The 22,962-nt window shown below is 56.5% G+C and carries 21 protein-coding genes and 1 pseudogene; 7 read left to right on the top strand and 15 right to left on the bottom strand.

Features of this window, described 5'->3' with window-relative positions:
* Position 1: 1 nt before the first annotated feature.
* The 3 genes and pseudogenes from QSK07_RS11820 to QSK07_RS11810 all read right to left on the bottom strand — a co-directional run bounded on the left by QSK07_RS11820 (position 2) and on the right by QSK07_RS11810 (position 1,937).
* Complete coding sequence (locus QSK07_RS11820; protein ID WP_285720627.1) at positions 2–568, bottom strand: TorD/DmsD family molecular chaperone; 567 nt, start codon at positions 566–568, stop codon at positions 2–4.
* A gap of 28 nt (positions 569–596) precedes the next feature.
* A pseudogene (locus QSK07_RS11815) lies at positions 597–752 on the bottom strand (phosphatase); the annotation flags it as partial.
* A 612-nt stretch (positions 753–1,364) separates the two neighbouring features.
* On the bottom strand, positions 1,365–1,937 hold the full coding sequence (locus QSK07_RS11810; RefSeq protein WP_285762111.1) for a hypothetical protein: 573 nt from the start codon (positions 1,935–1,937) through the stop codon (positions 1,365–1,367).
* 437 nt (positions 1,938–2,374) lie between these two features.
* Between QSK07_RS11810 and QSK07_RS11805 the strand changes: the two genes are divergently transcribed.
* Positions 2,375–2,530: a hypothetical protein gene (locus QSK07_RS11805; RefSeq protein WP_285720629.1), complete on the top strand. Its 156-nt coding sequence runs from the start codon at positions 2,375–2,377 to the stop codon at positions 2,528–2,530.
* A 4-nt stretch (positions 2,531–2,534) separates the two neighbouring features.
* Here QSK07_RS11805 and QSK07_RS11800 read toward each other — a convergent pair whose 3' ends face one another.
* Together QSK07_RS11800 and ghrA are read right to left on the bottom strand one after the other, a co-directional pair.
* Positions 2,535–3,272 (bottom strand): phosphatase, encoded by a 738-nt coding sequence (locus QSK07_RS11800; RefSeq protein WP_285720630.1) that lies wholly within the window; start codon positions 3,270–3,272, stop codon positions 2,535–2,537.
* Positions 3,273–3,311: 39 nt separating this feature from the next.
* Complete coding sequence (gene ghrA, locus QSK07_RS11795; RefSeq protein WP_285720631.1) at positions 3,312–4,253, bottom strand: glyoxylate/hydroxypyruvate reductase GhrA; 942 nt, start codon at positions 4,251–4,253, stop codon at positions 3,312–3,314.
* A 210-nt stretch (positions 4,254–4,463) separates the two neighbouring features.
* On the opposite strand from ghrA, the gene treA reads away from it, so the two are divergent.
* Together treA and QSK07_RS11785 are read left to right on the top strand one after the other, a co-directional pair.
* Entirely contained in the window at positions 4,464–6,149 is a 1,686-nt protein-coding gene (treA, locus tag QSK07_RS11790) for an alpha,alpha-trehalase TreA (RefSeq protein ID WP_285720632.1), read from the top strand.
* Between the two features lie 191 nt (positions 6,150–6,340).
* Positions 6,341–8,440, top strand: coding sequence for a TonB-dependent siderophore receptor (locus QSK07_RS11785; RefSeq protein ID WP_285720633.1), 2,100 nt, complete (start codon positions 6,341–6,343; stop codon positions 8,438–8,440).
* Positions 8,441–8,506: 66 nt separating this feature from the next.
* On the opposite strand, the gene QSK07_RS11780 is transcribed toward QSK07_RS11785, so the two are convergent.
* Positions 8,507–8,755, bottom strand: a complete 249-nt coding sequence (locus QSK07_RS11780) for a GlsB/YeaQ/YmgE family stress response membrane protein (RefSeq protein ID WP_013357556.1) — start codon at positions 8,753–8,755, stop codon at positions 8,507–8,509.
* 208 nt (positions 8,756–8,963) lie between these two features.
* On the opposite strand from QSK07_RS11780, the gene QSK07_RS11775 reads away from it, so the two are divergent.
* Positions 8,964–9,698, top strand: coding sequence for a flagellar brake protein (locus QSK07_RS11775; protein WP_285720634.1), 735 nt, complete (start codon positions 8,964–8,966; stop codon positions 9,696–9,698).
* Between the two features lie 96 nt (positions 9,699–9,794).
* A complete protein-coding gene (locus tag QSK07_RS11770; protein ID WP_285720635.1) occupies positions 9,795–10,925 on the top strand; it encodes a mechanosensitive ion channel family protein in 1,131 nt (376 codons plus the stop codon).
* Positions 10,926–11,044: 119 nt separating this feature from the next.
* Here the strand turns inward: QSK07_RS11770 and QSK07_RS11765 are convergent, their stop codons facing one another.
* From QSK07_RS11765 to QSK07_RS11730, 8 genes are all read right to left on the bottom strand, one after another.
* Positions 11,045–12,463, bottom strand: a complete 1,419-nt coding sequence (locus tag QSK07_RS11765; protein ID WP_285720636.1) for an L-fucose/L-arabinose isomerase family protein — start codon at positions 12,461–12,463, stop codon at positions 11,045–11,047.
* Between the two features lie 20 nt (positions 12,464–12,483).
* Positions 12,484–13,971: an FGGY family carbohydrate kinase gene (locus QSK07_RS11760; protein WP_285720637.1), complete on the bottom strand. Its 1,488-nt coding sequence runs from the start codon at positions 13,969–13,971 to the stop codon at positions 12,484–12,486.
* 2 nt (positions 13,972–13,973) lie between these two features.
* Positions 13,974–14,918 carry a transketolase family protein gene (locus tag QSK07_RS11755; protein ID WP_098050901.1) on the bottom strand — a complete coding sequence of 315 codons (945 nt, stop codon included), beginning with the start codon at positions 14,916–14,918 and terminating at the stop codon, positions 13,974–13,976.
* Positions 14,911–15,741: a transketolase gene (locus QSK07_RS11750; RefSeq protein ID WP_098050902.1), complete on the bottom strand. Its 831-nt coding sequence runs from the start codon at positions 15,739–15,741 to the stop codon at positions 14,911–14,913. Before QSK07_RS11750 ends, QSK07_RS11755 begins: the two co-directional genes overlap by 8 nt.
* A 183-nt stretch (positions 15,742–15,924) precedes the next feature.
* Positions 15,925–17,031 (bottom strand): ABC transporter permease, encoded by a 1,107-nt coding sequence (locus tag QSK07_RS11745; protein WP_098050903.1) that lies wholly within the window; start codon positions 17,029–17,031, stop codon positions 15,925–15,927.
* Between the two features lie 2 nt (positions 17,032–17,033).
* Positions 17,034–18,548, bottom strand: a complete 1,515-nt coding sequence (locus QSK07_RS11740) for a sugar ABC transporter ATP-binding protein (RefSeq protein WP_285720638.1) — start codon at positions 18,546–18,548, stop codon at positions 17,034–17,036.
* Complete coding sequence (locus tag QSK07_RS11735; protein WP_285720639.1) at positions 18,548–19,147, bottom strand: DUF2291 family protein; 600 nt, start codon at positions 19,145–19,147, stop codon at positions 18,548–18,550. Before QSK07_RS11735 ends, QSK07_RS11740 begins: the two co-directional genes overlap by 1 nt.
* Before the next feature lie 2 nt (positions 19,148–19,149).
* On the bottom strand, positions 19,150–20,091 hold the full coding sequence (locus QSK07_RS11730) for a D-ribose ABC transporter substrate-binding protein (protein ID WP_275219657.1): 942 nt from the start codon (positions 20,089–20,091) through the stop codon (positions 19,150–19,152).
* Positions 20,092–20,274: 183 nt separating this feature from the next.
* Between QSK07_RS11730 and QSK07_RS11725 the strand changes: the two genes are divergently transcribed.
* Positions 20,275–21,231, top strand: coding sequence for a sugar-binding transcriptional regulator (locus QSK07_RS11725; RefSeq protein ID WP_285720640.1), 957 nt, complete (start codon positions 20,275–20,277; stop codon positions 21,229–21,231).
* 10 nt (positions 21,232–21,241) lie between these two features.
* Here the strand turns inward: QSK07_RS11725 and emtA are convergent, their stop codons facing one another.
* Positions 21,242–21,871: a membrane-bound lytic murein transglycosylase EmtA gene (gene emtA / locus QSK07_RS11720; RefSeq protein ID WP_285720641.1), complete on the bottom strand. Its 630-nt coding sequence runs from the start codon at positions 21,869–21,871 to the stop codon at positions 21,242–21,244.
* A 166-nt stretch (positions 21,872–22,037) separates the two neighbouring features.
* Between emtA and ldcA the strand changes: the two genes are divergently transcribed.
* Positions 22,038–22,961: a muramoyltetrapeptide carboxypeptidase gene (ldcA, locus tag QSK07_RS11715; protein WP_285720642.1), complete on the top strand. Its 924-nt coding sequence runs from the start codon at positions 22,038–22,040 to the stop codon at positions 22,959–22,961.
* Position 22,962: the final 1 nt, after the last annotated feature.

Here is a 22,962-nt window from a genome sequence, read left to right as displayed (position 1 = left end):
ATCAGGCGTCGGGATTCTGCTCGCTGCTCTCAAGCAGTTCGTTGTACATCGCCTGAATCGCTTCACGGCTCAGCATCGCCAGCGTGCGATAAAACGCGGTAGTCGCATGCGCTTCCACTTTACCCAGGAACGTCCCGCACCACGGCAGCAGGTACTCTTCAAACAGCGCCAGCTGCGCCGCGCTTTCATCTTCCGCTGACTGATCTTCCAGCCATGATGCGGCCAGCAGCAGCACGCCAAAATGGTCAGCCGGCGCATCGCTCAGCGGCATGCCGCGTGAGGTTAAGAACGCGCGTACTTCCGGCTCCGTTTTGCCTTCCGGCCACTGTGAGGCGTAAGGCGGCACATTACAGTCGCTGCCCACAAACAGCGCGTTGTAATCGGCAGCCAGCGCCTGCGGATCGCTGTTCTGTTGCAGACGGGTCAGCAGCTCATCCTGCTCCAGCGGCCACTGCGACTGCAGTTTACCTTCACGCAGCAGCGTGAACAGTGGCACCAGCAGCGGGTCCTGCGGCTGACGATTAAACAGTGAGCCAATCACACGGCACAGAATGGAAAACTCATTCATGAGTCAGATTTCCTTGAGGCAAAATAAATTAAAAGTCAGCCAGTTCAGCAATAGGTTTGCCGCTACGCATTTCCAGAAAGTCGAGCAGGCGACGCGGCGTCACATTTAACACCCGATCCTCGGGAAAATCCACCTCGCGGGCAATCCGCAGGCAGTGATCGAAATGGCCCAGCGTGAAAACCCTGCGGTAATCTAAGCCTTATACCAGCCGTCACTAGCCTCAGCGGTCTGAAGAACGACGATGACCGGGGTTCTGAGTAATCGCCCCTTACACCTGGCTATCTCTGCCAGAAAGTGAGTTGATACTTCAGAAAAAACCTTAAAGCAAATCGTTAACTTTGCCTGGAAAATTCAGAAGACATGATCCAGCAACTTCTGATTGTGTTGAGCTATTGGTCAGAGGGAATGAAACAATGCAATAACAGGCTCATCATAAATTTTCATTAAAAAAAACATCAAATAAAATAATACCTTTCACACGGAGGCTTACTTCATCTAGTAATACCGAAAATACTTTCCACAAAAATAAATGATTAAAATGATCCACAAAAAAGCGAACAGCAGACCATATGTAGGAAAGACGCTTACAAAAAAAACGGCCCCTACCAGACCGAAAATTGGTGGTATAAGTCCAAAAAAGGATTGACTTAACCAGGCATATAGCCAGCGAAGAAGCGTCTTCATTTTATTAAAATCTCGTTTAGCAGATTTGAAATCTGGTCTTCGCTGGTGGAAGCTGCATTTTTCAAATAGATTATTTCAGACATTTCAGGTTCAATCAAATAATAGAACATTTCTAAATTAGCATTATATAAGTCGAAGTATACTCCGCATCATCGAACCGTAATTTTCTTGCTGCTTTTGTGGCAACTTCAAACTTACCATAAAATTTAAAAGCGGTTACGGCATACGAACTTGTAGCATTAATTACATTAATGTTCGACTGTTTGAAATCTCGGGATTGAGTAATAACGAGAGCGATTAACTGTGCTATTGCAAGTTTAGAGAATTTACCAGAAGCATAGTCAGACGCCTTTTCAGCTAACAGTCTCTGTATATTCCGGATGCCTGTATCACCAATCCGGCTAAGTTTTTCTCTGAAGTATATTTCTACCATCTCTAAAACCACATCCTGCCGGGTAAACAGCATTCTGAGTTGCTTCAGGTATCGCAAATCTTCCTGTTTAAGTTGATTACAAACATCCTTGTAGTCATCAAAAAAGCATGAACCATAGCCGCTTGCGCGTTGAGCGCCAGACACAACACCTCTTCCTGTATCAAGCATTGTTTGATGTAACTCAGCAAGCGCCTTCTCAAAGTTAAGCGCAATGGTTCTCTCTGCCTGAAGTTTAAGCTTCAGATAAGACATGCTCATACTCATCCCTTTGTGTAGAATTCCTTATGCAACGATTGTATACTGAAGTTAAAGGTATGCAAGGAGAATGGCTTATGAAAAGGATCAAGTGGCTGGTTTTATACACCGTACTCACTCTGTTTTACCTTATAGCGATCCCGGAAATTATCTTCAGAACCCTTTCGGAAGATGCTTACATGAAGCTCGGTGAAATCGTAAATCCATTTCAGATTTTCCCTTCAACAGTGAATGCATTATTCATAGCAATAATAGTTTCCTCTTTGCTATTATCATGGTTAACCATTAAATTAATACAACGCGTTACTAAGCGCGGTAATTCTACGTTTTGATCTTACGCGATTAATAAAAAGCAGAGTAGAATGACCAGCTCCCCGTTGATTAATACACCGCGATGTTAGTAATGTCTTCACAAGCCACATGAGTACATCCTCATGAAGAAGCGATTTTCTGCTGTACAGATCACTATTATCTTCCGCAAAGCTAAAACAGGCGGTTCAACTCGGGAACTCAGCCGCAAAACAGATATATCAGACCCACCGCTTAAACCTGGTGCAGGAAGTCTGCCGGCATGGAAGCACCCGAAGTAATAAATTATAAGTCAGCCAGTTCAGCAATAGGTTTGCCGCTACGCATTTCCAGAAAGTCGAGCAGGCGACGCGGCGTGACATTTAACACCCGATCCTCAGGAAAATCCACTTCGCGGGCAATTCGCAGGCAGTGATCGAAATGGCCCAGCGTAAACGCGGTGTGGGAATCGGAGCCAAATGCCAGCCGTCCACCCGCATCGCGCACGGCGGCTGCGATAGCGCGGCAGTTGGGTTCGCTGCCCGGACGCGAATGGGTAAAGGAGGAGTTGTTCAGCTCCAGTGCCACGTCGTAGTGCGCTGCGGCCTCGGCAATCGCCGGGATATCAACCGGGAATTTCGGGTTGCCCGGATGGCTGATGATATGGACCAGCCCGCCCGCCATGGCGGCGATCATTGCGTCAGTGTGATGCTTTCTGTCGCGCGGCGCATAGACCGGCTCGTGAAAACCGGCGACGATTAAATCCAGTGCATCGAGCATCGAGCCGGAACAGTCGATCTCACCTTGCTGGTTTTTAATGTTGGCTTCGATACCGCGCAGAATCCCCACGCCATCGATCACGCGCGGCCAGACGCGCATGTTAATGAAGTGCCAGTAGTGCGGCGCGTCCGCCATGTCGGGGCCGTGGTCGGTAATGGCAAATAGCTTCATGCCGGTTTGTTTCGCCTGGGTCACGTAGTCGTGCAGCGTGCTGTAAGCATGCGTGCTGGTGATGGTGTGCATATGCAGATCTACCGTATACATCCTCTTCTCCTGCTGAGTGCCCCTGCCGGAGCCGGTTCATTAATAGCCGCGCTGACGATCTACCCTGCCCTGCGGCGGCTCGCCTGCCTGATCCTGGGTGATGGCGCGGGCGATGTAATCAATAGCTTCGTCGATCAAGGTTACCGCCGCATTATGAGGCGTAATCGTCACGCGCGGATGTGACCAGAGCGGATGTGCTTCGGGCAACGGTTCAACCTGAAACACATCCAGCGCCGCCGCTTTCAGCTGTCCGCTATTGAGCGCGGCGAGCAGATCCGCTTCCACAACCTGTGCGCCACGCGCGATGTTGAGCAAGAACGCGCCGTGCGGCAGCTGCTCTAAAAAGTGCTGGTCAATAAGATTGATAGTCTCGGGTGTGCTTGGCAGCAGGTTGATCACCACTCGCGTCTCCTGCAAAAACGCAGGTAGCGCATCGCGTCCGGCAAAGCAGGTCACGCCGTCGATGGCTTTTGGTGAACGGCTCCAGACACGTAACGGGAATCCCCAGGGTTTCAGGCTCTCCGCCACGCGCTGTCCCAGCACACCCGCACCCAGAATCCCGACGGTGAAGCTTTCACGCGGGTAAGCAGGCAGCGGCTGCCAGCACTGTTGCTGCTGCTGAAGACGGTAGTCGTCAAAACGACGGAACCAGTTCAGTACGCTATGGACGGCATATTCCTGCATCTGGCGCGCCATCCCGGTATCTTCCAGCCTGTAGAGCGGCACGCTGTCGGGCAGCATCTCAGGGTGCTGCTGCAGCTGTTTCAGAATCTCGTCAACGCCTGCACCCAGCGCAAAAACGCCGCGCAGTGTGGCACGTCCCTGCAGCATCTCTGCGGGCGGTGAACGGACCAGCGCATAATCTGCCGGTCCGTTGTCGCCGGGTTGCCAGGCACGCACACGCGCGTGTGGCAGACGCTGTTGTAAACCGTTAATCCAGGCCGCTGCAGACTGCGACGGGTGATACCAGATGATCTCCATCCTGCTCTCCTTTTTTTCTTTCAGCGTCGGGGAAAAGTGAAATGAGAGCAAGAAAAAACCCGCGTGAAAAAGCGGTTTTTTCCATAAAAATAATTCCCGTGGCTTCACATTTCCGGCTCGCTTCAGGGTGAAGCAGGCAGATAAGGTCTAAAGTTGGTCCTGTGGTCAATGCGTTAGGCGCGGCCGCATTTCGGACAAGGAGAAAAACCGATGACAAAAATTGAGGTAAACGCCGACTCACGGCGTCAGCGTTATGCGCCCTTTCTGCTCACGTTGCTGCTGAGCGTACCCGCTTTCACCACCTATGCCGACGACAACAGCCGCATGCTGAATAATCAGCCGCAGCCGCCGGATGTTCGTTTAGGGCCGCTGTTTAATACCGTGCAGCAGGCAAAGTTTTATCCCGATCAGAAGACCTTTGCCGATGCGGTGCCGAAATTCGATCCCGCTTCGATTCTTGCCGACTGGCAGATGCAGAAGAAACAGCGCAATTTCGATCTCAAACGTTTTGTTGACGCTAACTTTACGCTGCCCGCTGCGGGCGACAAATATGTGCCGCCCGCCGGACAAAACCTGCGTGAGCACATTGATGGCCTGTGGCCGGTGCTGACGCGCACCACCAGCAGCGCCGGTCAGTATGACTCGCTGCTACCGTTGCCTAAGCCCTATGTGGTGCCGGGCGGGCGTTTCCGCGAAGTCTATTACTGGGACAGCTACTTCACCATGCTGGGGCTGGCCGAGAGCGGACACTGGGATAAAGTCCAGGATATGACGGATAACTTCGCCTCGCTGCTTGACCGTTATGGCCACATCCCCAACGGCAACCGCAGCTACTACCTGAGCCGTTCACAGCCGCCGTTCTTCAGCCTGATGGTCGATCTGCTGGCGACGCACGATGACGGCAAAGCTTATACCCACTACCTGCCGCAGCTGCAGAAAGAGTATGACTACTGGATGGCCGACAGCGATAACGTCGCGGCGGGCGCAGCCAGCAAGCGGGTGATTAAGCTGGCAGATGGCACCCTGCTCAGCCGCTACTGGGATGCGCGCGATGTACCACGCACCGAATCCTGGATGGATGACATTGCTACTGCGCAGAAAGCGCCGCAGCGCAATAAAGCTGAACTTTATCGTGAGCTGCGTTCCGGTGCGGCGTCGGGCTGGGATTTCAGCTCACGCTGGTTTACCGACGCGCACAACCTGTCGACAATCCGTACCACCCAGCTGGCGCCGGTTGACCTGAACAGTCTGCTGTTCCATCTGGAGCAGACCCTGTCGAAAGGCTACCAGATGAACAAGCAGAGCGATCTGGCGAAGCAGTACGCCGATCGCGCAGAGAAGCGTCAGGCGGCGATTAACCGCTATCTGTGGGACAGTAAACAGAACTGGTATGCCGACTATGACTGGCAGAAAAAGCAGGTTCATCCGCAGCTGACGGCTGCCGCGCTGTTCCCACTCTATCTGCAGGTCGCCAGTGATAAGCAGGCTGAAAGCACCGCCAGCGCAGTTGAAAAGCAGCTGCTGAAGCCCGGCGGTCTGGTGACCACCACCGTGAACAACGGCCAGCAGTGGGATGCACCGAATGGCTGGGCACCGCTGCAGTGGGTTGCCGTGGAAGGTCTGGAACATTACAACCAGCCAAAACTGGCGAAAGAAGTAGGCTTACGCTTCCTGCAAAACGTCCAGATGACCTATGACCGTGAGCATAAGCTGGTGGAGAAATATGTCGTCGACGGCAAAAATCTCGGCGGCGGTGGCGGTGGTGAGTATCCGCTGCAGGACGGCTTTGGCTGGACCAACGGCGTCACGCTGAAACTGCTCGATAAGTATTGCCCGAAAGAGAAGACCTGTAACAGCGCCCACGATATTCCGCACGTGTCAGCCTCACAACCTTAACCCTCTCTGGATACCTCTGGCCTCACCGGAGGTATCCGCACGCCTTTTCAGCGAATTTTACTTGACCTTCTTACGTCAACAGGCAAAATTGCAGCCAATTTACAAAAGGTAATAATTCTCATTATGATAATGAGATTACCTATTAACAACTTTACTCACCTGCCTTAATCTTTGCTATGAAAGGAACTCCGATGAAACTGTCACTGTCGCTGAGAGGTTATATTCGCCTCTGCACCCTGGCGCTGACCGCGCCTGCTCTGAGTTTCGCTGCCGATATGGTGGTGACCGCACAACCGCAGGAAGACTCGACTTCACCGACCCAGGGCTATCTGGCAACGACCAGCCAGGGCGCAACCAAAAGCGACCGTCCGCTAATCACCACGCCGCAGTCGATATCCGTGGTCACCCGCCAGCAGATGCAGGATCAGGGCGCCCTGACCCTGAACCAGGCACTGGGCTACAGCTCCGGCGTCTTCACCAACTTTGGCGGTGCCGCGACCCGTTACGACACCATTGCGCTGCGCGGTTTCCACGGCGGCGATGTCGATAACACCTTCCTCGATGGCATGCGGCTGATGAGCGACGGCGGCAGTTTCAACGTATTGCAGGTGGATAACGCCTTCCTTGAGCGCATCGACGTGATCAAAGGCCCCTCTTCTGCCCTTTATGGTCAGACGGTGCCAGGCGGCCTGGTCAATATGGTGACCAAACGTCCGCAGTTCAACGAAGAGGGTCACATCCAGCTGCAGGCAGGCAGTAATGCCACCACCGGCACGATGTTTGACTATACCAATGCGATCAACGACCAGTGGGCATTTCGCCTGACCGGCGTGACCCGCAACAGCGATACGCAGTACGATCACACCCGCGAAGAGAAATATGCGCTGATGCCGCAACTGATGTGGCAGCCGGATGAAGATACCCATCTGATTCTGAGAGCCTATTTGCAGAAAGATCCTTCAGGTGGTTACCACGGTTCCGTACCGGGCGACGGCAGCCTCACCGAACACAACGGCTATAAGCTGAGCAATGGCTTTTATGAGGGCAACAGTGACCTCGATCAGTTCAAGCGTCGTGAGCAGATCTACAGCTTCGACTTCGCTCATCGCTTTAACGACGTCTGGTCATTCTCCTCAACCGGCAGCTACAGCCACTCAAATGTCGATCTCGATCAGGTCTATCAGATTGGCTGGGATAGTGTGAATCCCGATCTGCTGAACCGCTACTACTCTGGCGAGCGCTCGTCGCTCTCCGCCTGGTCCACTGATAACCGTTTACAGGCGGAGTTTGCCACGGGTGAGCTGGAGCACCGCGTCACGCTGGGTGCAGAGTATCATCGCTATAAGAATGAGATCAGTGCGGCGGGCGGTTCGGCTAGCCAGCTCAATGCTCTGACCGGCGAACAGGTAGGCGACATGCCGGATTACACCTGGGCGGATAAAACCCGTCGTTACTACCAGACCGGCCTCTATCTGCAGGATGAGATGAAGCTGGATCGCTGGCATCTGGATCTCTCCGGCCGTTACGATCGCATCGTCGCCAATAACAGCGGCAGCGATCGCCGTCAGGATGATCACATCAGCGGACGCGCGGCACTGCTCTATGCCTTCGACAACGGTATCTCGCCTTACGTGAGCTGGAGCCAGGCGATTACCCCGACCGCACTCACCGATCCTGACAATAATCTGCTGAAGCCGACCACCGCTGAGCAGTATGAAGCCGGGGTGAAATATCAGCCAAATGGCACCCGCGATCTCTATAGCGTGGCGGTCTATGACCTGACGCAGAAAGATGTGGCGAACCGCAACGTGCTGACGGCGACTTATTCGCCATCGGGCAAGGTCCATTCACAGGGTATTGAGCTGGAAGCGCGTAATCAGCTCACCCCGCGTCTGAGCACCGTGGCGAGCTATACGCTGAATCATCTGCGCTATAAAGATTCGGTGGATGGCAACAGCGGACATACGCCATACGTTACTCCCAACAGCATGGCGGCACTCTGGGGTCACTATCAATTTGATTACGGTCTGAGTGCGGGTGCAGGCGTGCGTTACATCGGCAAACAGTGGGCTGACAATGCAAACACCACACGTGTGCCGTCGGTGACGCTGTTTGATGCGTCAGTACGGGCCGATCTTGGCGTCTGGAACAGCAGCCTGAAAGGGACCTGGGTTCAGGTCAACGCCAACAACCTGACCGATCGTACCTATCTAGCCGGTTGTTACGGTACAGGTTACTGCTACTGGGGCGCGGAACGCAGCGTGATGGCGACCGTGGGTTACGATTTCTGATTAAAAGTAAAAGATAAAAAAAGGGGACGAATCGCTTCGTCCCCTTTTCTGTTGAAACCGTTACGGTTAACTGCGTACTTTGCGGTATACGAACAGCACCACGATGGCACCGATAACAGCGACCACAAAGCTTCCGAAGTTAAACCCATCGACGCGGCCGAAGCCAAACAGCGTACTGATCCAGCCACCCACTACGGCACCGATAATACCCAGAACGATAGTCAGAATGAAACCGCCACCGTCTTTACCCGGCATAATCCACTTCGCCAGAATACCTGCGATTAAGCCAAAGACGATCCAGGAAATAATACCCATCTGTTGCTCCTTCCTTTTTATGATTAAAGCGTGAACGCCTGATTTATCAAGCGGTTTACCGCGATAATTATAGCCAGCTTTTTGAAAAACGCCTCACGGGTCACACTATTTTTTAAGAATTCGCCGGCTAAAGCTTTTTTTTGCCGCGCCGATAACCGGGATGAGGCAAAAAAAAGCATAAATACAGTAACCCTTTGCGGAGCAGGACGTGAAAGAAGCCGACCAGGAACAATATTTAAAACGTGGCACGCTGGCGGTTCTGGGCGTAATGAAAGATCTGCTGGGCCAGCAGACGCCACTACTGGTGTGCTTCGCGCGCGGGCAGTTTATCAGCCGGATGCTGGCTGCCGATGAAAATCACCTGCTGTTTGACCTGGGTAGTAACAATCTGGATAACGAATATGCCCTGACCAGCGACGATCTCAGCATTACCGCTGAAACCTATGGCGCGAAGGTAGAGTTCAGCCTCGCCTCGCTGAAGAGGGTGGAGTTTGAAGGATTGCCCGCCTTCAGCGCACCGTTGCCGGCGCTGCTGTGGCAGATTCAGCGACGTGAATTCTTCCGCGTCTGCGCGCCGCTGGAGCCGCAGTTCTGGTGTCATACTTTGTGGCCGGATGGCAGTAAAACGCGCCTGCGTTTACAGGATCTGTCACTGGGCGGAATCGGCGTGCTGGTGGATGAACCGCTGCCGGAAGGGTTACAGAACGGCGACAGCTTCAATCCGTTCCGGGTCGAGCTGGGCGAGTATGGCATTTTTGACGTGCCGGTAAAGCTGCTACACATTGGCGAGCGTTGCGTGGTGACCCGCAAGAATGAAACCCGTGTTACGCCCCGACTGAGCTTTCGCTTCGCCACGCTGAACCCGGCGCAGGAGCGGCAGCTTCAGCAGATTATTTTTGCTCTTGAGCGACTGGCTCGCGATAAATCGACCCGTTTCCAGTAACGTCTTCAGGGATGCACCACACAGGTGGGCCGCATCCAGGCTATGCTTCTTGCTTGTTTTCTTTTAAACCGGAACCCAGCAAGGAGACTCTCCCCAATGGAAAACTGGCTCTCTTCACGTCGTTTTCACTCCCTCTTTTTTAATCAGGAACTCTGGCTCAACAGCGCCATCGTGGTGGTTTCCACGCTGGTAATTTACTGGGTATTACGTACCCTGATTCGCTTTATCTCCAACCGGATTGCGCTTTACAGCGAACATCGTCATGTCCGCGCGACCGCGATTCTGGTGGAGATACTGCGCAGCACCAGCCAGACCCTGCTGCTGATCTTTTCACTGCTGATTGCCCTGAAATTTGTAGACCTGCCCGAATCCTGGAGCGTGACCATCGCACACGGCTGGTTCCTGGCGCTGATTGTACAGCTCGCGCTGTGGATCGACTGCGGCATCCGGCTCTGGCTGAAAAGCCTGCTGCGCGACCCGCTGCATGTGCGTAACCCGGTGACGACGGTGATCCTCGGGATTCTGCTGCGGGTCGTGGTCTGGATCATGATGTTCCTGGCCATTCTGTCGAACATGGGCATCAATATTACCGCGCTGGTCGCCAGCCTGGGCGTCGGGGGGATTGCGATTGCGCTGGCGATTCAGACCGTGCTGAGCGATGTGTTTGCGTCGCTGGCGATAGGCTTCGATAAACCGTTCGAGCATGGCGATTTCATTGTCTTTGGTGATATTGCCGGTTCAATCGAGCATATCGGCCTGAAAACCACCCGGCTGCGCAGCCTGAGTGGCGAGCAGATCGTCTGCTCAAACACCATTCTGTTGCAGCAGACCATCCACAACTACAAGCGCATGCAACAGCGCCGCATCGTGTTTAAGTTTGGCATCAGTTACGCCACGCCTTCTGAGCAGGTGCGCAAAATCAGCCCGCTGGTGAAAGAAATTATCCAGAGCGTTGAGACTACCCGTTTTGACCGCGCACACTTCCTGGCTTTCGAGGACTCAAAGCTGACTTTTGAAGTGGTCTATTTTGTGCTGGATGCGGATTACAACAAGTACATGGATATTCAGCAGGAGATTAACCTGCAGCTCATGGCGGCTCTTGAAGAGCGCAATATCCGCTTCGCCTTCCCGATCCGTCAGGTTGAGTTCAGCGGGGGTAACCTGCCGCCAGTGGATCTGTTCGCCGTGGAAAGTGACGATGCCGAAGTGCGCAGAATGGCGCGCTAAGTCCATGCCCGCCCTCCTGTTCTGAGGATGACGGGCCATGAAACCGATGTGGCCAAAACCGTGATCGCATCGGCTGTTCCGCATTGCTCTTATCGCGTTCTGCAATTCACTCTCATCGCTTACGGATGCCGGTAACAACTCACGCCGAGATACTCACTGAACGCTTCCTGCAGCACGCTGGCCGTGGCCGAGTGGTTCATCGCCACGTGATGCTCAAAGCCATTGCGGCAGATCCACGTCAGCAGCGTCTCCAGCTGCGGCACCTGAATTACCGCGCGACAGCCGACCGTGTCCAGCGGATCGGTGACCGACATTCCTTCACCCACATAGGCTTTGATTTCGCCGCTGTAGTCGTCGGTCGAGAGGCGGAAATAGGTGAGATCGCCCTGCTTCATCCGGCCATGCACCGCACCGCAGGTGTTCTCTTTGCCCACGGTGGTACCAATAATATCCGCCGTGCCCATGGTCGGTGACTCCAGGCTGGCGCTGGCAAAATTCCCGCAGTGAAACAGCACGCATTTGTCCCGCTCGTCGCCGAAGTTGTTGTTCCAGTCCGCCAGTGAAGCAGGACTCAGCGAACAGCTGGCGAGCGCATACATTGATAGCGCGCCCATCACGTCCACTTCACAGGCGCTGGGCATCATCTGACCCGACATCACGCTCATGATTGAACAGACGTTGATACCCAGGTTTTCCTGCAACGACGTCCAGCACTGAATGGCAGTCGTGTCGATGTCGTTATCGCTGATCCACTCGCTGATCACCACAAACAGTTTGGCCATGGTCACCAGTTTGTCGCCCGGAATGCCGCGCGCATCGGCGTTGGCTTCCAGGATCTCGCGCTTCTCTGCCACGCGGATATCGTCATCACGCAGCCGGCTAGTGCGGGTAAAAATCTCCGATAGATCCAGGGTTTCTACCGCGATGCCCATCTTCTCCAGCAGCTTTTCGCTGTAGCGGACGGTGTTGAATCCGGCGGGCCGCGCACCAATCGCGCCAACGCGAACTCGCCGCATCGCATTCACTACCCGGCAGAGCTGGCTGAAGCGCTGTAAATCCTGCTGAAAAACGTCGCCGCTCAGGGCGCAGACGTGCTGACGGGTCAGGGTAAACGGAATGCCATACTGCCGCAGGTTGTTGCAGAGCGAAATTTTGCCGCAAAAGCTGTCACGCCGGGTCGCCAGCCCCATTTTATCCAGGTTGTCCTCTTCCGCCTGCACCAGCACCGGCACATTCAGCCCGGCCAGACGCAGCGCTTCGGCAATGGCCTTTTCATCACCAAAATTAGGCAGCAGCACCACAATGCCGTGAATCGCTTCGCGATGCTGACGAAACAGCGCAGCACAGGTTTTGGCCTCCTGCCGCGTCTCGACGCCGCCCAGATTGGTCTGCGTTTCATCCAGCATCACCGTATTGATGTTCATCTTTTCAAACAGCGCAACCGCCTGCTGGCGCGCCTCGCCCACCAGATAGCTGGGGAAAAACCCCCGGTTGCCAATGATGACACCGAAGGTTAACTGCTGAGGAAGTGTTGACATGGCTCTGCTCCGGTTAAGGATTAATGTGGCTGATAACGACAGCGTGCAACAGCGTCGATCCAGCCTTTATAGTTTTCCTGCATACGCTGCGCGTGCTCTTCACGCGGCATGATGACGCTGCCGCCCTGCAGCGCCTGCATATCACTGCCCTGCTGCCACCATCCCAGTACTTTCCCCGCCAGCAGCGCCGTGCCAAGTGCGGAAACTTCGGCGGTCGGTACCCGCTGCAGCGGCCGCTGTAATACATCCGCCTGTAGCTGCATCAGCCAGCTGTTTTCGGTGGCGCTGCCATCCACGCAGAGTGCCGGGAGCTGCTGGCCGCTGGCCTGCTCCATCGCAAAAAAGACGTCGGCGATTTGCCAGACGATCGACTCCAGCGCGACACGCGCCAGTACGTCGGGGGTGGCGGCGTCCGTCAGTCCGCATACCATGCCGCGCGCCTGCAGATCCCACCAGGGCGCGCCCAGGCCGGAGAGCGCCGGGACAAAATAGATGCCCTGATTGTCGTCGCAGCGCTGCGCCATGGCGGTCAGCGCACGCGGATCCTGCACGCCGAGCAGTTTGCCCAGCCAGGCGGCACCGGAACCGGTGTGGGTGATGTTGCCTTCAAACGCATAACGCAGCGTGCCGTCGTGCCAGGCCACAGTGGTGCTGAGGCCATTTTCCGTCAGCAGCGGCGTCGCCATCGACATCATCAGTGAGGAACCGGTGCCGTAGGTGGCTTTCACCACTTCTGACTCGCCGCGCCGCTGCGCCTGCAGCGCAGCATGGGAGTCACCGATGCGTGCCAGAATTGGCGTGCCGGGCGCTAAGCCGGGGATGTCACGCACCGCGACCACGCCCTGTTCACTGGCGGAGGAGGTAATACGTGGCAGTGCGGCGCGCGGTAGCTGAAACAGCGTCAGCAACTCGTCGTCCCAGTCATTAAGATGCAGGCTGTAAAGTTGAGTGCGGGCGGCGTTGGCGTGATCGGTAACGAATATCTCGCCTGCGCTGAGCTGCCAGCTGAGCCAGCTGTCGACGGTGCCGATGCAAAGCTCACCGGCTGCGGCCCGCGCCGCGCCGTCGGGAATGGCGGCCAGCATCCCGGTCAGCTTGGCGGCCGGAAACATCGGATCAACGGCCAGCCCGGTCAGGCCGGTAATACGCGGCGCTTTGCCCGCCTGATGCAGCTCGCGACAGAATGCCTCTGAGCGTCGATCCTGCCAGCTCACCAGTGGCGTCAGCGGCTGACCATCACGTCGCTGCCAGATCAGCACCGACTCGCGCTGATTGCTGATCGCCACGGCCGCGACAGGCGCGCCATCACAAACTGACAGACACTGGATGATTGCCTGCTTTACCGCCTGCCAGATTGCCATAGGGTCCTGCTCCGCCAGTCCGGGCTGCGGATGTTGCAGGGTTAAACTCTGGCTGCCGCGCGCCACGACGCGGCCACTGCGATCAACCGCAATCGCCTTGGCGTTAGTGGTGCCTTCGTCGATCGCCAGAATCAGAGGTTCCACCATGTTTATGCTCCTGCGCAGAGGCGTGCTGCACTGTTGACTACGCTGCTGGCATCAATGCCATGACGGGCGCGGGTCGAGGCGCGATCGCCGGCAATCGCATATTCGCCATCCGAAATGCCGAGCCGTAACAGCGGGATGCCGCAGCCGCCTTCCGCCAGCACTTCGGCCACCAGGCTGCCAACACCACCATTGACGTTGTGCTCTTCTACGGTAATCACCGCTGGGTAGTGATTTAACAGGTTGCGCAGCTGTTGGGTATCACAGGGACGAATCGATGGAACCGCGATCACACCGGCTGAAATGCCCTGTTCAGCCAGTTGCTCAGCGGCGTGAACCACCTCGTGAACCGTTGAGCCCATGGCCACCAGCGCGATGTCGCTGCCTTCCCGTAGCAGGTCGATTGCACCCGGGCTGAACCGGTAGCTTTCGTCGTGCAGCTGCGGCAGATCTTTGCCGTCCAGACGGATATAGACCGGGCCGACATGCTCAAGGGCGTAGTCGATGATCTGGCGGCACTCCAGCGGGCAGGAAGGCGCATAAATCTCGATATTGCCGAAACCGCGCATCACCGCGATATCATCAATGCTGTGGTGGGTGCTGGCTAACGGGCCATAGCTGGCTCCGGCATTCAGCCCGAACAGTTTGACGTTGGTGTTGTTGTAACAGACGTCCACTTTCACCTGCTCATTTGCGCGTGATACCAGAAACGGCGCGGCGTTACAGGTCACCGCAACTTTGCCGCCCAGCGCCAGCCCGGCCGCTGTGCCCACCAGCGTCTGCTCGGCGATGCCGACGTTGATCAGCCGGTCGGGAAACGCCTTGATAAAGGGGGCGATTTTGGCGGTTGAGGTGGAGTCGGCCACCACCGGCACCAGATCCACGCCGCGATTCACCGCGTCGATAAAGGCCGTCACCATGACGCTTGCTAAATGTTGTGCATTACTCATCTTTCAATTCCTCCAGTGCCAGCGCGATCTCTTCGCCTTTCGGCACCCGGTGATGCCATTCGGCTTTGCTCTGAATAAAGGAGACACCAAATCCTTTTTCGGTATGTGCCACGATCACCTGCGGCTTGCCGTTCTTCGGCAGGTTTTCAATGGTGTCAACTACCGCCGCCATCTCATTGCCGTTGCATTCGGTCACCTCCAGCCCGAAGGCACGCCATTTTTCCGGCAGCGGATCGGTGTTCATGATGTCGCGGGTCGCACCCGCCAGTTGCAGCTTGTTCTTGTCATTAATGATGATCAGGTTATCGAGGCCGTAATGCGCCGCGGCCAGTGCCGCCTCCCAGTTGCTCCCTTCGGCCAGTTCCCCGTCGCCGGTCACCACAAAGATGCGGCGCGAGCTGTTGTCTTTTTTCGCTGCGATAGCGATGCCCACCGCCACCGGCAGGCCGTGTCCCAGCGCGCCGGTATTCAGCTCAACGCCAGGCGTTTTCTGCCGCACCGGATGGCCGGGCAGATGTGAGTCGGCATGCTGATAGGTTGCCAGCCAGTCGGTTGGAAAGTAGCCCGCCTCCGCCAGTACGCAGTAATACCCGCCCACCGCGTGTCCTTTAGACTGGATGTAAATGTCACGCTGATCGTCGTCAGTGCGATCCGGGGCGCAGTTCAGAATGCGGAAGTAAAGCGCAGTGAGGATCTCCACCTGCGACAGATCGGCACCGGTATGACCACCTGCCGGGCTGCCCGCATTTAGCTGGATGATGCGACGACGGATAGCACGCGCCCGACGCTCAAGGTCTTCGACCGGGAGATTGAAAGGATTCATAGACTACCTCTGAATTTTAAATCGGTTTTGAATATATATTCACGACGGTTAAAAAAATTTCTGCCAGAAAAAGCGTGCCTTACACTGGCACTCCCCTCTGTCTGCCATTCTGCCCGTTAATCCGGGCACGCCATCTACGTGAGCAGAAACATGCAGCAGTCCCGCCTGCCTGGCTCAGCGCGTTCAGGGTTTTGCCGGTGAGCCCTCCTCGATTAATGCTTTCTGTGCCACTACCGCCGCCTTCTGCTGCATCCGGCTCTGAGTCTGATCGATAATGACCGCGATGATGATGACAATGCCCTTAATGACCATCTGCCAGAATTCGCTGACGCCCATCATGATCAGGCCATCCGCCAGAAAGCCGATGACAAACGCCCCAATCAGCGTGCCGACAATTGTGCCGCGTCCGCCCGCCAGCGAGGTGCCGCCCAGCACCACGGCGGCAATCGCGTTCATCTCAAACGCGGTGCCGTTCGCCGGATGGCTGGCGACCAGCTGCGATGAGACCACGATGCCGGCAATGGCTGCGCAGAAGCCCGACAGGGTGTAGACCAGAATTTTTACCTGCCGGGTTTTCACCCCCGACAGTTCAGCGGCACGCTCGTTGTCGCCGATGGCATAGACCTGACGGCCAAACGGCAGGCGACGGGCGATATAGGCGATGACCAGCGCCAGCAGCACCATCATCCAGATGGCATACGGCAGCCCGAGAAACGTCCCCGCACCAATCCTGTCGAAACCGGTATTGCCCAGTAGCGGATTACCCTGCAAACCGGGAAAGGTCTCGCCGCCGGAGGTGAGCATTGCCGCACCGCGCAGGATGTACAGGGTGCCGAGGGTGCAGATAAAGGGAGCCACGTTGTAGCGGGTAATGATCCAGCCGTTGCCCGCGCCAATCAGCGCGCCTACCAACAGCACCACCGGCACAATAACCCAGACGCTGGGAAAGATAGCGATGCCAAACATCGGCAGCACAATCCCTTTAGTGATCAGCCAGCCGGCGATCATGCCGCACAGCCCTAAGGTGGCCCCAATGGACAGGTCAATGCCTGCGGTGATAATGACAAAGGTGATACCCAGCGCCAGAAAGGCGTTGATGGCGATATGCTTCACCATGATCACCAGGCTGCCGGTGGCGAGAAAGTCCGGCACGGTGATAGCGAAGAAGCCGACAATCAGAATCAGCGCAAAAAAGGTGCGCAGTTTCAGAAGCAGCAGCAGAATGCTTTCGCGTGAACTGAACGCTTTAGCCGGAAGTGTGTTCAGCGCGACGCTGTTATTGCTTTTCATGCTCAGAACCCCTGCGCACTTGCTTTCACCAGCGCTGCCTCTTCCGCCTGGTCGCGGGGAAGATCAGCCGTAAGTTTGCCGCCCGACATCACCAGGATGCGATCGGCTACCGCCATAATTTCTTTCAGGTCTGAGGTGGAGAACAGCACGGCGATGCCCTGCTGCGACAGCGCTACCATGGTGCGAAACACCTCGGCTTTGGCCCCGACGTCAATACCGCGGCTCGGCTCATCCAGCAGCAGCAGACGTGGGTTGGTCAGCAGCGCACGGCCAATCACCACTTTCTGCTGATTGCCGCCGCTGAGTGCACTGATGGCGACGTCCGGCGACGAAATTTTGATCGCCAGGTTGCCCACCGTCTGGTTCACCGCCTGCTGCTCTGCCTGATGCGCAATAGCAAAACGGTGCGACAGTCGCCGCCACAGGCTGGCGATGGTGAGATTACTGGCGACCGACGAGACCGGGAAAATCCCGGCGCGTTTGCGATCTTCCGGCACCAGGCTCATGCCCATGCGGATGCGATCGGCGGTCGGCAGACGGGTTGGCAGCGGTTTGCTGTCGAGCCACAGCCTGCCGAGGTAGTGGCGCTGGCTGCCGAGCAGACACTCAAACAGTTCAGTGCGACCCGCGCCCATCAGTCCGTAGATCCCAACAATTTCGCCGGCACGCACCTGAAAACTGACGTCATCCACCAGCGTATTGCCGTTGGGGCTGACGCAGGTAATGTGCTGCGCCTCGAGCACCGGCGCACCAAACTCACGCTGATCCGGCAAAAAGGTCGTGACCGGATCACTGCCCAGCATCTCGCGCACGATCCACGGCACATTGATGGTGCTCACCGGTGCTTCCGACTGGAAACGTCCGTCGCGCAGAATGGTAATCACGTCACCAATTGTCATCAGCTCCTCCAGCCGGTGGGAGATATAGATGAGGGTCACGCCCTGCTGCGTCAGGTCGCGCATCACCCGAAACAGGATCTCCACTTCGGTTTTGCTCAATGCGGAGGTCGGCTCATCGAGGATCAGGATGTCTGCATCTTCTGCCAGCGCTTTGGCGATCTCCACCAGTTGCTGCTGACCCACTTTAAGATTGCCGACCCGCTCAGTGGGCGAAATCGGCTGGTCGAGCCGCGCCATCAGTGCGGCGGTGCGGCGTGCCTGCTCCGCCTCATTGATGGGTGACAGGCCGCGCTGGATCTCCCGGCCCAGAAACAGGTTCTCCGCCACCGTGAGGTTTTCAAACAGGTTCAGCTCCTGATGCACCATGCCGATACCGTGCCGGGCGGCGTCACGGGTGCTGCTCAGCGTCAGCGGCTCGCCATTCAGGAACAGCGAACCGGCGGTGGGCTGCTGTACTCCGGCCAGAATCTTCATCAGTGTTGATTTTCCCGCCCCGTTTTCACCGATGATGACGTTTACTTTGCCGCGCCAGACCCGGTAGTCGACGCGATCCAGTGCCAGCGTGCCGGGAAACAGCATCGATATCTGCTCGGCCCGCAGAATGATCTCATCGTTCATCAGGGCGTCCCCCGCTTCAGCTCCAGCGCCACTATCTCTTCAACGCTGTTGTGACCGATGCTCACCGCCAGCAGCGTCTGCACCGGCTGGTTGACCCAGCTGGCATCCAGCGGCGGCAGTTGCTTCACCGCGTGACGGTTCAGCGCCCGCGTCAGCTGGGCATACTGCACCTGATTCGTGAACTCCTCGAAACGGAACCCGGCGGCGTCACGAATAGCATTGCTGCGCAGCACCGGCCCGACGCTGACTGCCACCGGTTTGCGGTTGATCGTCAGCGTCAGCGTACGTTCACGCGGATTACTCTCATCAAAGGCGCTGACCGTCCCGCTGGCCCGTACAAAGACGCTTTCACGCCCGCCGGGTTTAACCGTCTGACTTTTCGCCGCCATGTCGGCCCAGCTCAGCGCGTGGCTGTTCGCGGTGGTCATGACACGCGGCTGCCAGGTCTTCTCCGCAATCTGCTGTGGCGTCTGGGCGGTATAGCTGGGCTTCGCGTGCGGATCTTTCGGCAGAATCGGGTTACCGTCCGCATCCAGATCCACCACGGTGCAGGCACTGAGCAGCGCCATACCGGTCAATACTGCCAGTATCCGTTTCATGGTTATTTCGCCAGGTTGAAGTTTTTCAGCTTAGCGGCGTTGCTGTCGTCAATCAGCACACAGTCCATCAGCTGCTTCTCCTGTTTCTGCGCTTTGCCGTTCTTCAGGTAGTAGTCCGCCTGCGTGACCGCCATCTGCGCCTGATCCCAGCCCGGTTGCAGTACCGTCGCTTTGATGCTGCCTTTGTTGAGGATCGAATCGCGGGTGTAGTCGCTGCCGTCAAAGCCCACCACGATCACCGAGGTTTTCCCGGCGGCTTTCAGCGCGGCTTCCGCGCCCAGCGCCATGGTGTCGTTACCGGAGATCACACCGACGATGTTGGGGTGCTTCTGCAGCAGGGTTTCCATGCGGCTGAAAGCTTCGGTCTGGCTCCAGTTAGCACTCTGCTGCGCCACCATTTTCAGGTCGGTGTAGTCATCCAGTACGTCGTGATAGCCCTGCGACCGCACCCCCGCGTTGGTGTCAGACTCCTTTCCCAGCAGTTCAACGTACTCGCCTTTGCCGCCCAGCAACTTTGCAAATTTCTCTGCACCCAGCTGCGCACCCTGATAGTTATTGGAGACGATCTGCGCCACGGCGATACCGGTTTTGTTGATCTCACGGTCAATCAGGAAGGTCGGAATACCGGCATCTTTGGCTTTCTGCACAGGTCCGACGGTGGCGTCCGCGCCGGCGTTATCCAGAATAATTGCTTTCGCTTTGCGCGCAATTGCGGTCTCAATCAGCTGGTTTTGCTTGTTAACGTCATCGTCGTGCGACGCCACCAGCGTGGCGTAACCCAGCTCTTTGGCTTTGGCTAATGCGCCTTCTGCCTCGGCTTTGAAAAACGGGTTGTCATGGGATGGAGTAATAATCGCCAGCAGTCCTTGCTCTGCCGCCAGCGCCGTTGCAGAAAAAGCGAACATCGAAGCCAGCAGGGTCAGTTTAATCAGAGGATGAGTCATTATTTATCTCCGCTTGAATATATATTCATATGCGATTTTATATGCATAATGACTATGCACCTGCGCTGACGCATCGTCCAATGCACGATCATTAAAAAGCGAAAACGATCACAAATTAGCCTGCGTTGTGATTTTGATCATCCTGGTTAACAATACCGGGCAGATTCAGAGAGGGAAAAACCGATGGCAAAGCAGGATGAACAGCGACTGATGGTGAAGATTGCCACGCTTTACTATGTCCAAGGGCTGAAGCAGTCAGAGATCGCGCAGTCGCTGACCCTATCGCAGTCATTTGTCTCACGCATTCTTAATCGCAGCGTAAAAGAGGGTGTGGTCAAGATCAGCGTGGTACCGCCGGCCAACGTCTATCCGGAACTGGAAAAGGCGATTGAGCAGACCTACAACCTGCCGCAGGCGATTGTGGTGGATGTGCCGGACCAGGCGTCGTCACTGCAGATTAAGCAGGCGATTGGATCGGCAGCCGCTCACTATCTGGAGACACGACTGCGTAACGATGAGCTGATCGGTATTTCGTCGTGGAGCGGCACTATCCGGGCGATGGTGGATGCGCTGCATCCGCTCAACAGCGCCTGTAAGGGCGTGATCCAGCTGCTGGGCGGCGTCGGTGCCAACGGCAACGTGCAGGCCACCATTCTGACCCAGAATCTGGCGGCGCTGCTGAACTGCCCCGCCTGGCTGCTGCCGTCGCAGTCGATTGAGCATTCGGTCAGCGATCGCCAGCGGCTGTCGGCCAATGCCGAGGTTGCCGAGGTGCTGAATAAATTTGAGCAGGTCGATCTGGCGATTGTCGGCATCGGCGATCTGGAGCCGTCGGCGCTGCTGCGCAATTCTGGCAACTACTATGATGGCAAAATGCTGCAGACGCTGGCGGCACGCGGTGCGGTCGGTGATATCTGCCTGCACTATTTTGACGCCAGCGGCCAGCCGGTATTGAAAGCGGAAGAAGATCCGGTGATCGGAATGGAGCTGGCGCAGGTGAAACAGTGCCCGCAGGTCGTCGGGCTGGCTGGTGGACGGGAGAAAGCGCAGGCGATTCGCGGTGCGCTGTTGGGCGGTTATATTAAGGTGCTGATTATTGACTATCCCACGGCGCGGCTGCTGCTCACGCCACAGGCGTAGTCAAAACCGGTCAGATGGTGCGGTAAGCAGTGGTGACTTTCCAGAGATAGCGCGGTGCCTGCGCTGCCGGATGCCTGTTCTGCACATGCTGATAGAACTCATCCGGTGACATGGCATTAATCATCGCAATGGCCCGATCGCGGTCGCGGGAAAATGTTCGCAGCAGCGCACCGGCACCGTTGGCATAAGAGACGATGGTGGCGTAGCGCAGGGTCAGTGGATCGCGGATGCCCGACAGTGCAGAGTCCTGCAGGATGCGGATATAGGCGGTGCCGATATCAATATTTTTGGCCGGATCGCGCAACTCGGCATTCGACGGCTGACCCCGGCGGCCCAGCGTGCGATAGACTTCGCGCCCTGCGGTCGACGCTTTAATCTGCATCAGCCCTACCGCATTAGAACGGCTCACTACGCCCGGATTTCCACCCGATTCGACACTGATAATGGCGCTGATTAACTTCTCATCAACGCCATAATGACTGGCGGCATCTTCGGTAAACATGGCCCAGGCTCCATTGACGCTGGAAGGCGGTGCCTGCGTTAACGGCGTGTTGCGCTGCTTAACGGCATGGTGTGGTGGCTCGCTGGCACAGCCAGTCAGGAGTAAAGCCGGGAGTATAAGGTGTCGGATTTTCAGCAATTTTTCGTCTCATCGCGGTTGTGGCGAATGCTATCATACCCAGGCAGCCTGAGAGCAAAATTACCGTTTATCCTAAATACACGATTATGCGGCGCGCACCGTGACTTCAGCGGGGCTTTTCGCCATCATCGCCGTCAATCATGAGTGCTAACAGCAGGAAAGTATGATGATTTCACGTTCAGTTCGTCTTATCTCCCCCTCCGGTTACTGTCATAATCAGCCTGCGGCGCTGCAGGGCATTGCACGACTGCGCGCGGCGGGCCATCAGGTGGAGAACGAGCAGGTGATCACCCGCCGTTTTCAGCGCTTCGCCGGAACGGACGCAGAACGCCTTGCGGATATCAACCAGCTTGCCAGCCTTACTACGCTGCCTGACGTGGTGCTGGCGGTGCGCGGCGGTTACGGGGCCAGCCGGTTACTGGCGTCCATCGACTATGTCGCCCTGCAACGCCGTCTGCTGAATCAGCCGCTGGCGTTGTGCGGCCACAGCGACTTCACCGCGGTTCAGCTGGCGTTTCTGGCACAGGTTGGCCTGATTACCTTCAGTGCACCGATGCTGGCCGGTAACTTCGGTGCCGCGACGTTATCTGAATTTACTCTGCACCACTTCTGGCAGGCACTGACATCACCTACAGTAGAGGTGAAATGGCAGAGCGAAACGCCAGACCAGGGCGACTGGCAGGGCACGCTGTGGGGCGGGAATCTGGCGATGATCTGCTCACTGATCGGCACGCCGTGGATGCCGCAGATTGAGAATGGCATTCTGGTGATAGAAGATGTCAATGAGCATCCGTTCCGTATTGAACGGATGCTGATTCAGCTGGAGCAGAGCGGCATTCTGGCGCGACAGCGTGCGATCGTCACCGGCAGCTTCACCAGCACGGCCCTGTCGGACTATGATAATGGGTTTGATTTCAGTACCGTCTGGCAGCGCGTGCGTGATACTACCGGTCTGCCGGTGATCTGTGGCTTAGATTTTGGTCATGCCGCTGACACCGTTACACTGCCGCTGGGTGCCAGCGCACAATTAGCGGTCAGTCAGGGCAACGCCCATTTACAGGCGACCGGGCATCCCGTCCTGCGGGATTAGA

Source organism: Pantoea sp. QMID4 (assembly GCF_030270445.1).
Classification (GTDB): domain Bacteria; phylum Pseudomonadota; class Gammaproteobacteria; order Enterobacterales; family Enterobacteriaceae; genus Pantoea; species Pantoea vagans.
Note: the sequence above shows the minus strand (reverse complement) of the source record. Positions and strands in the feature narration are given on the sequence as shown.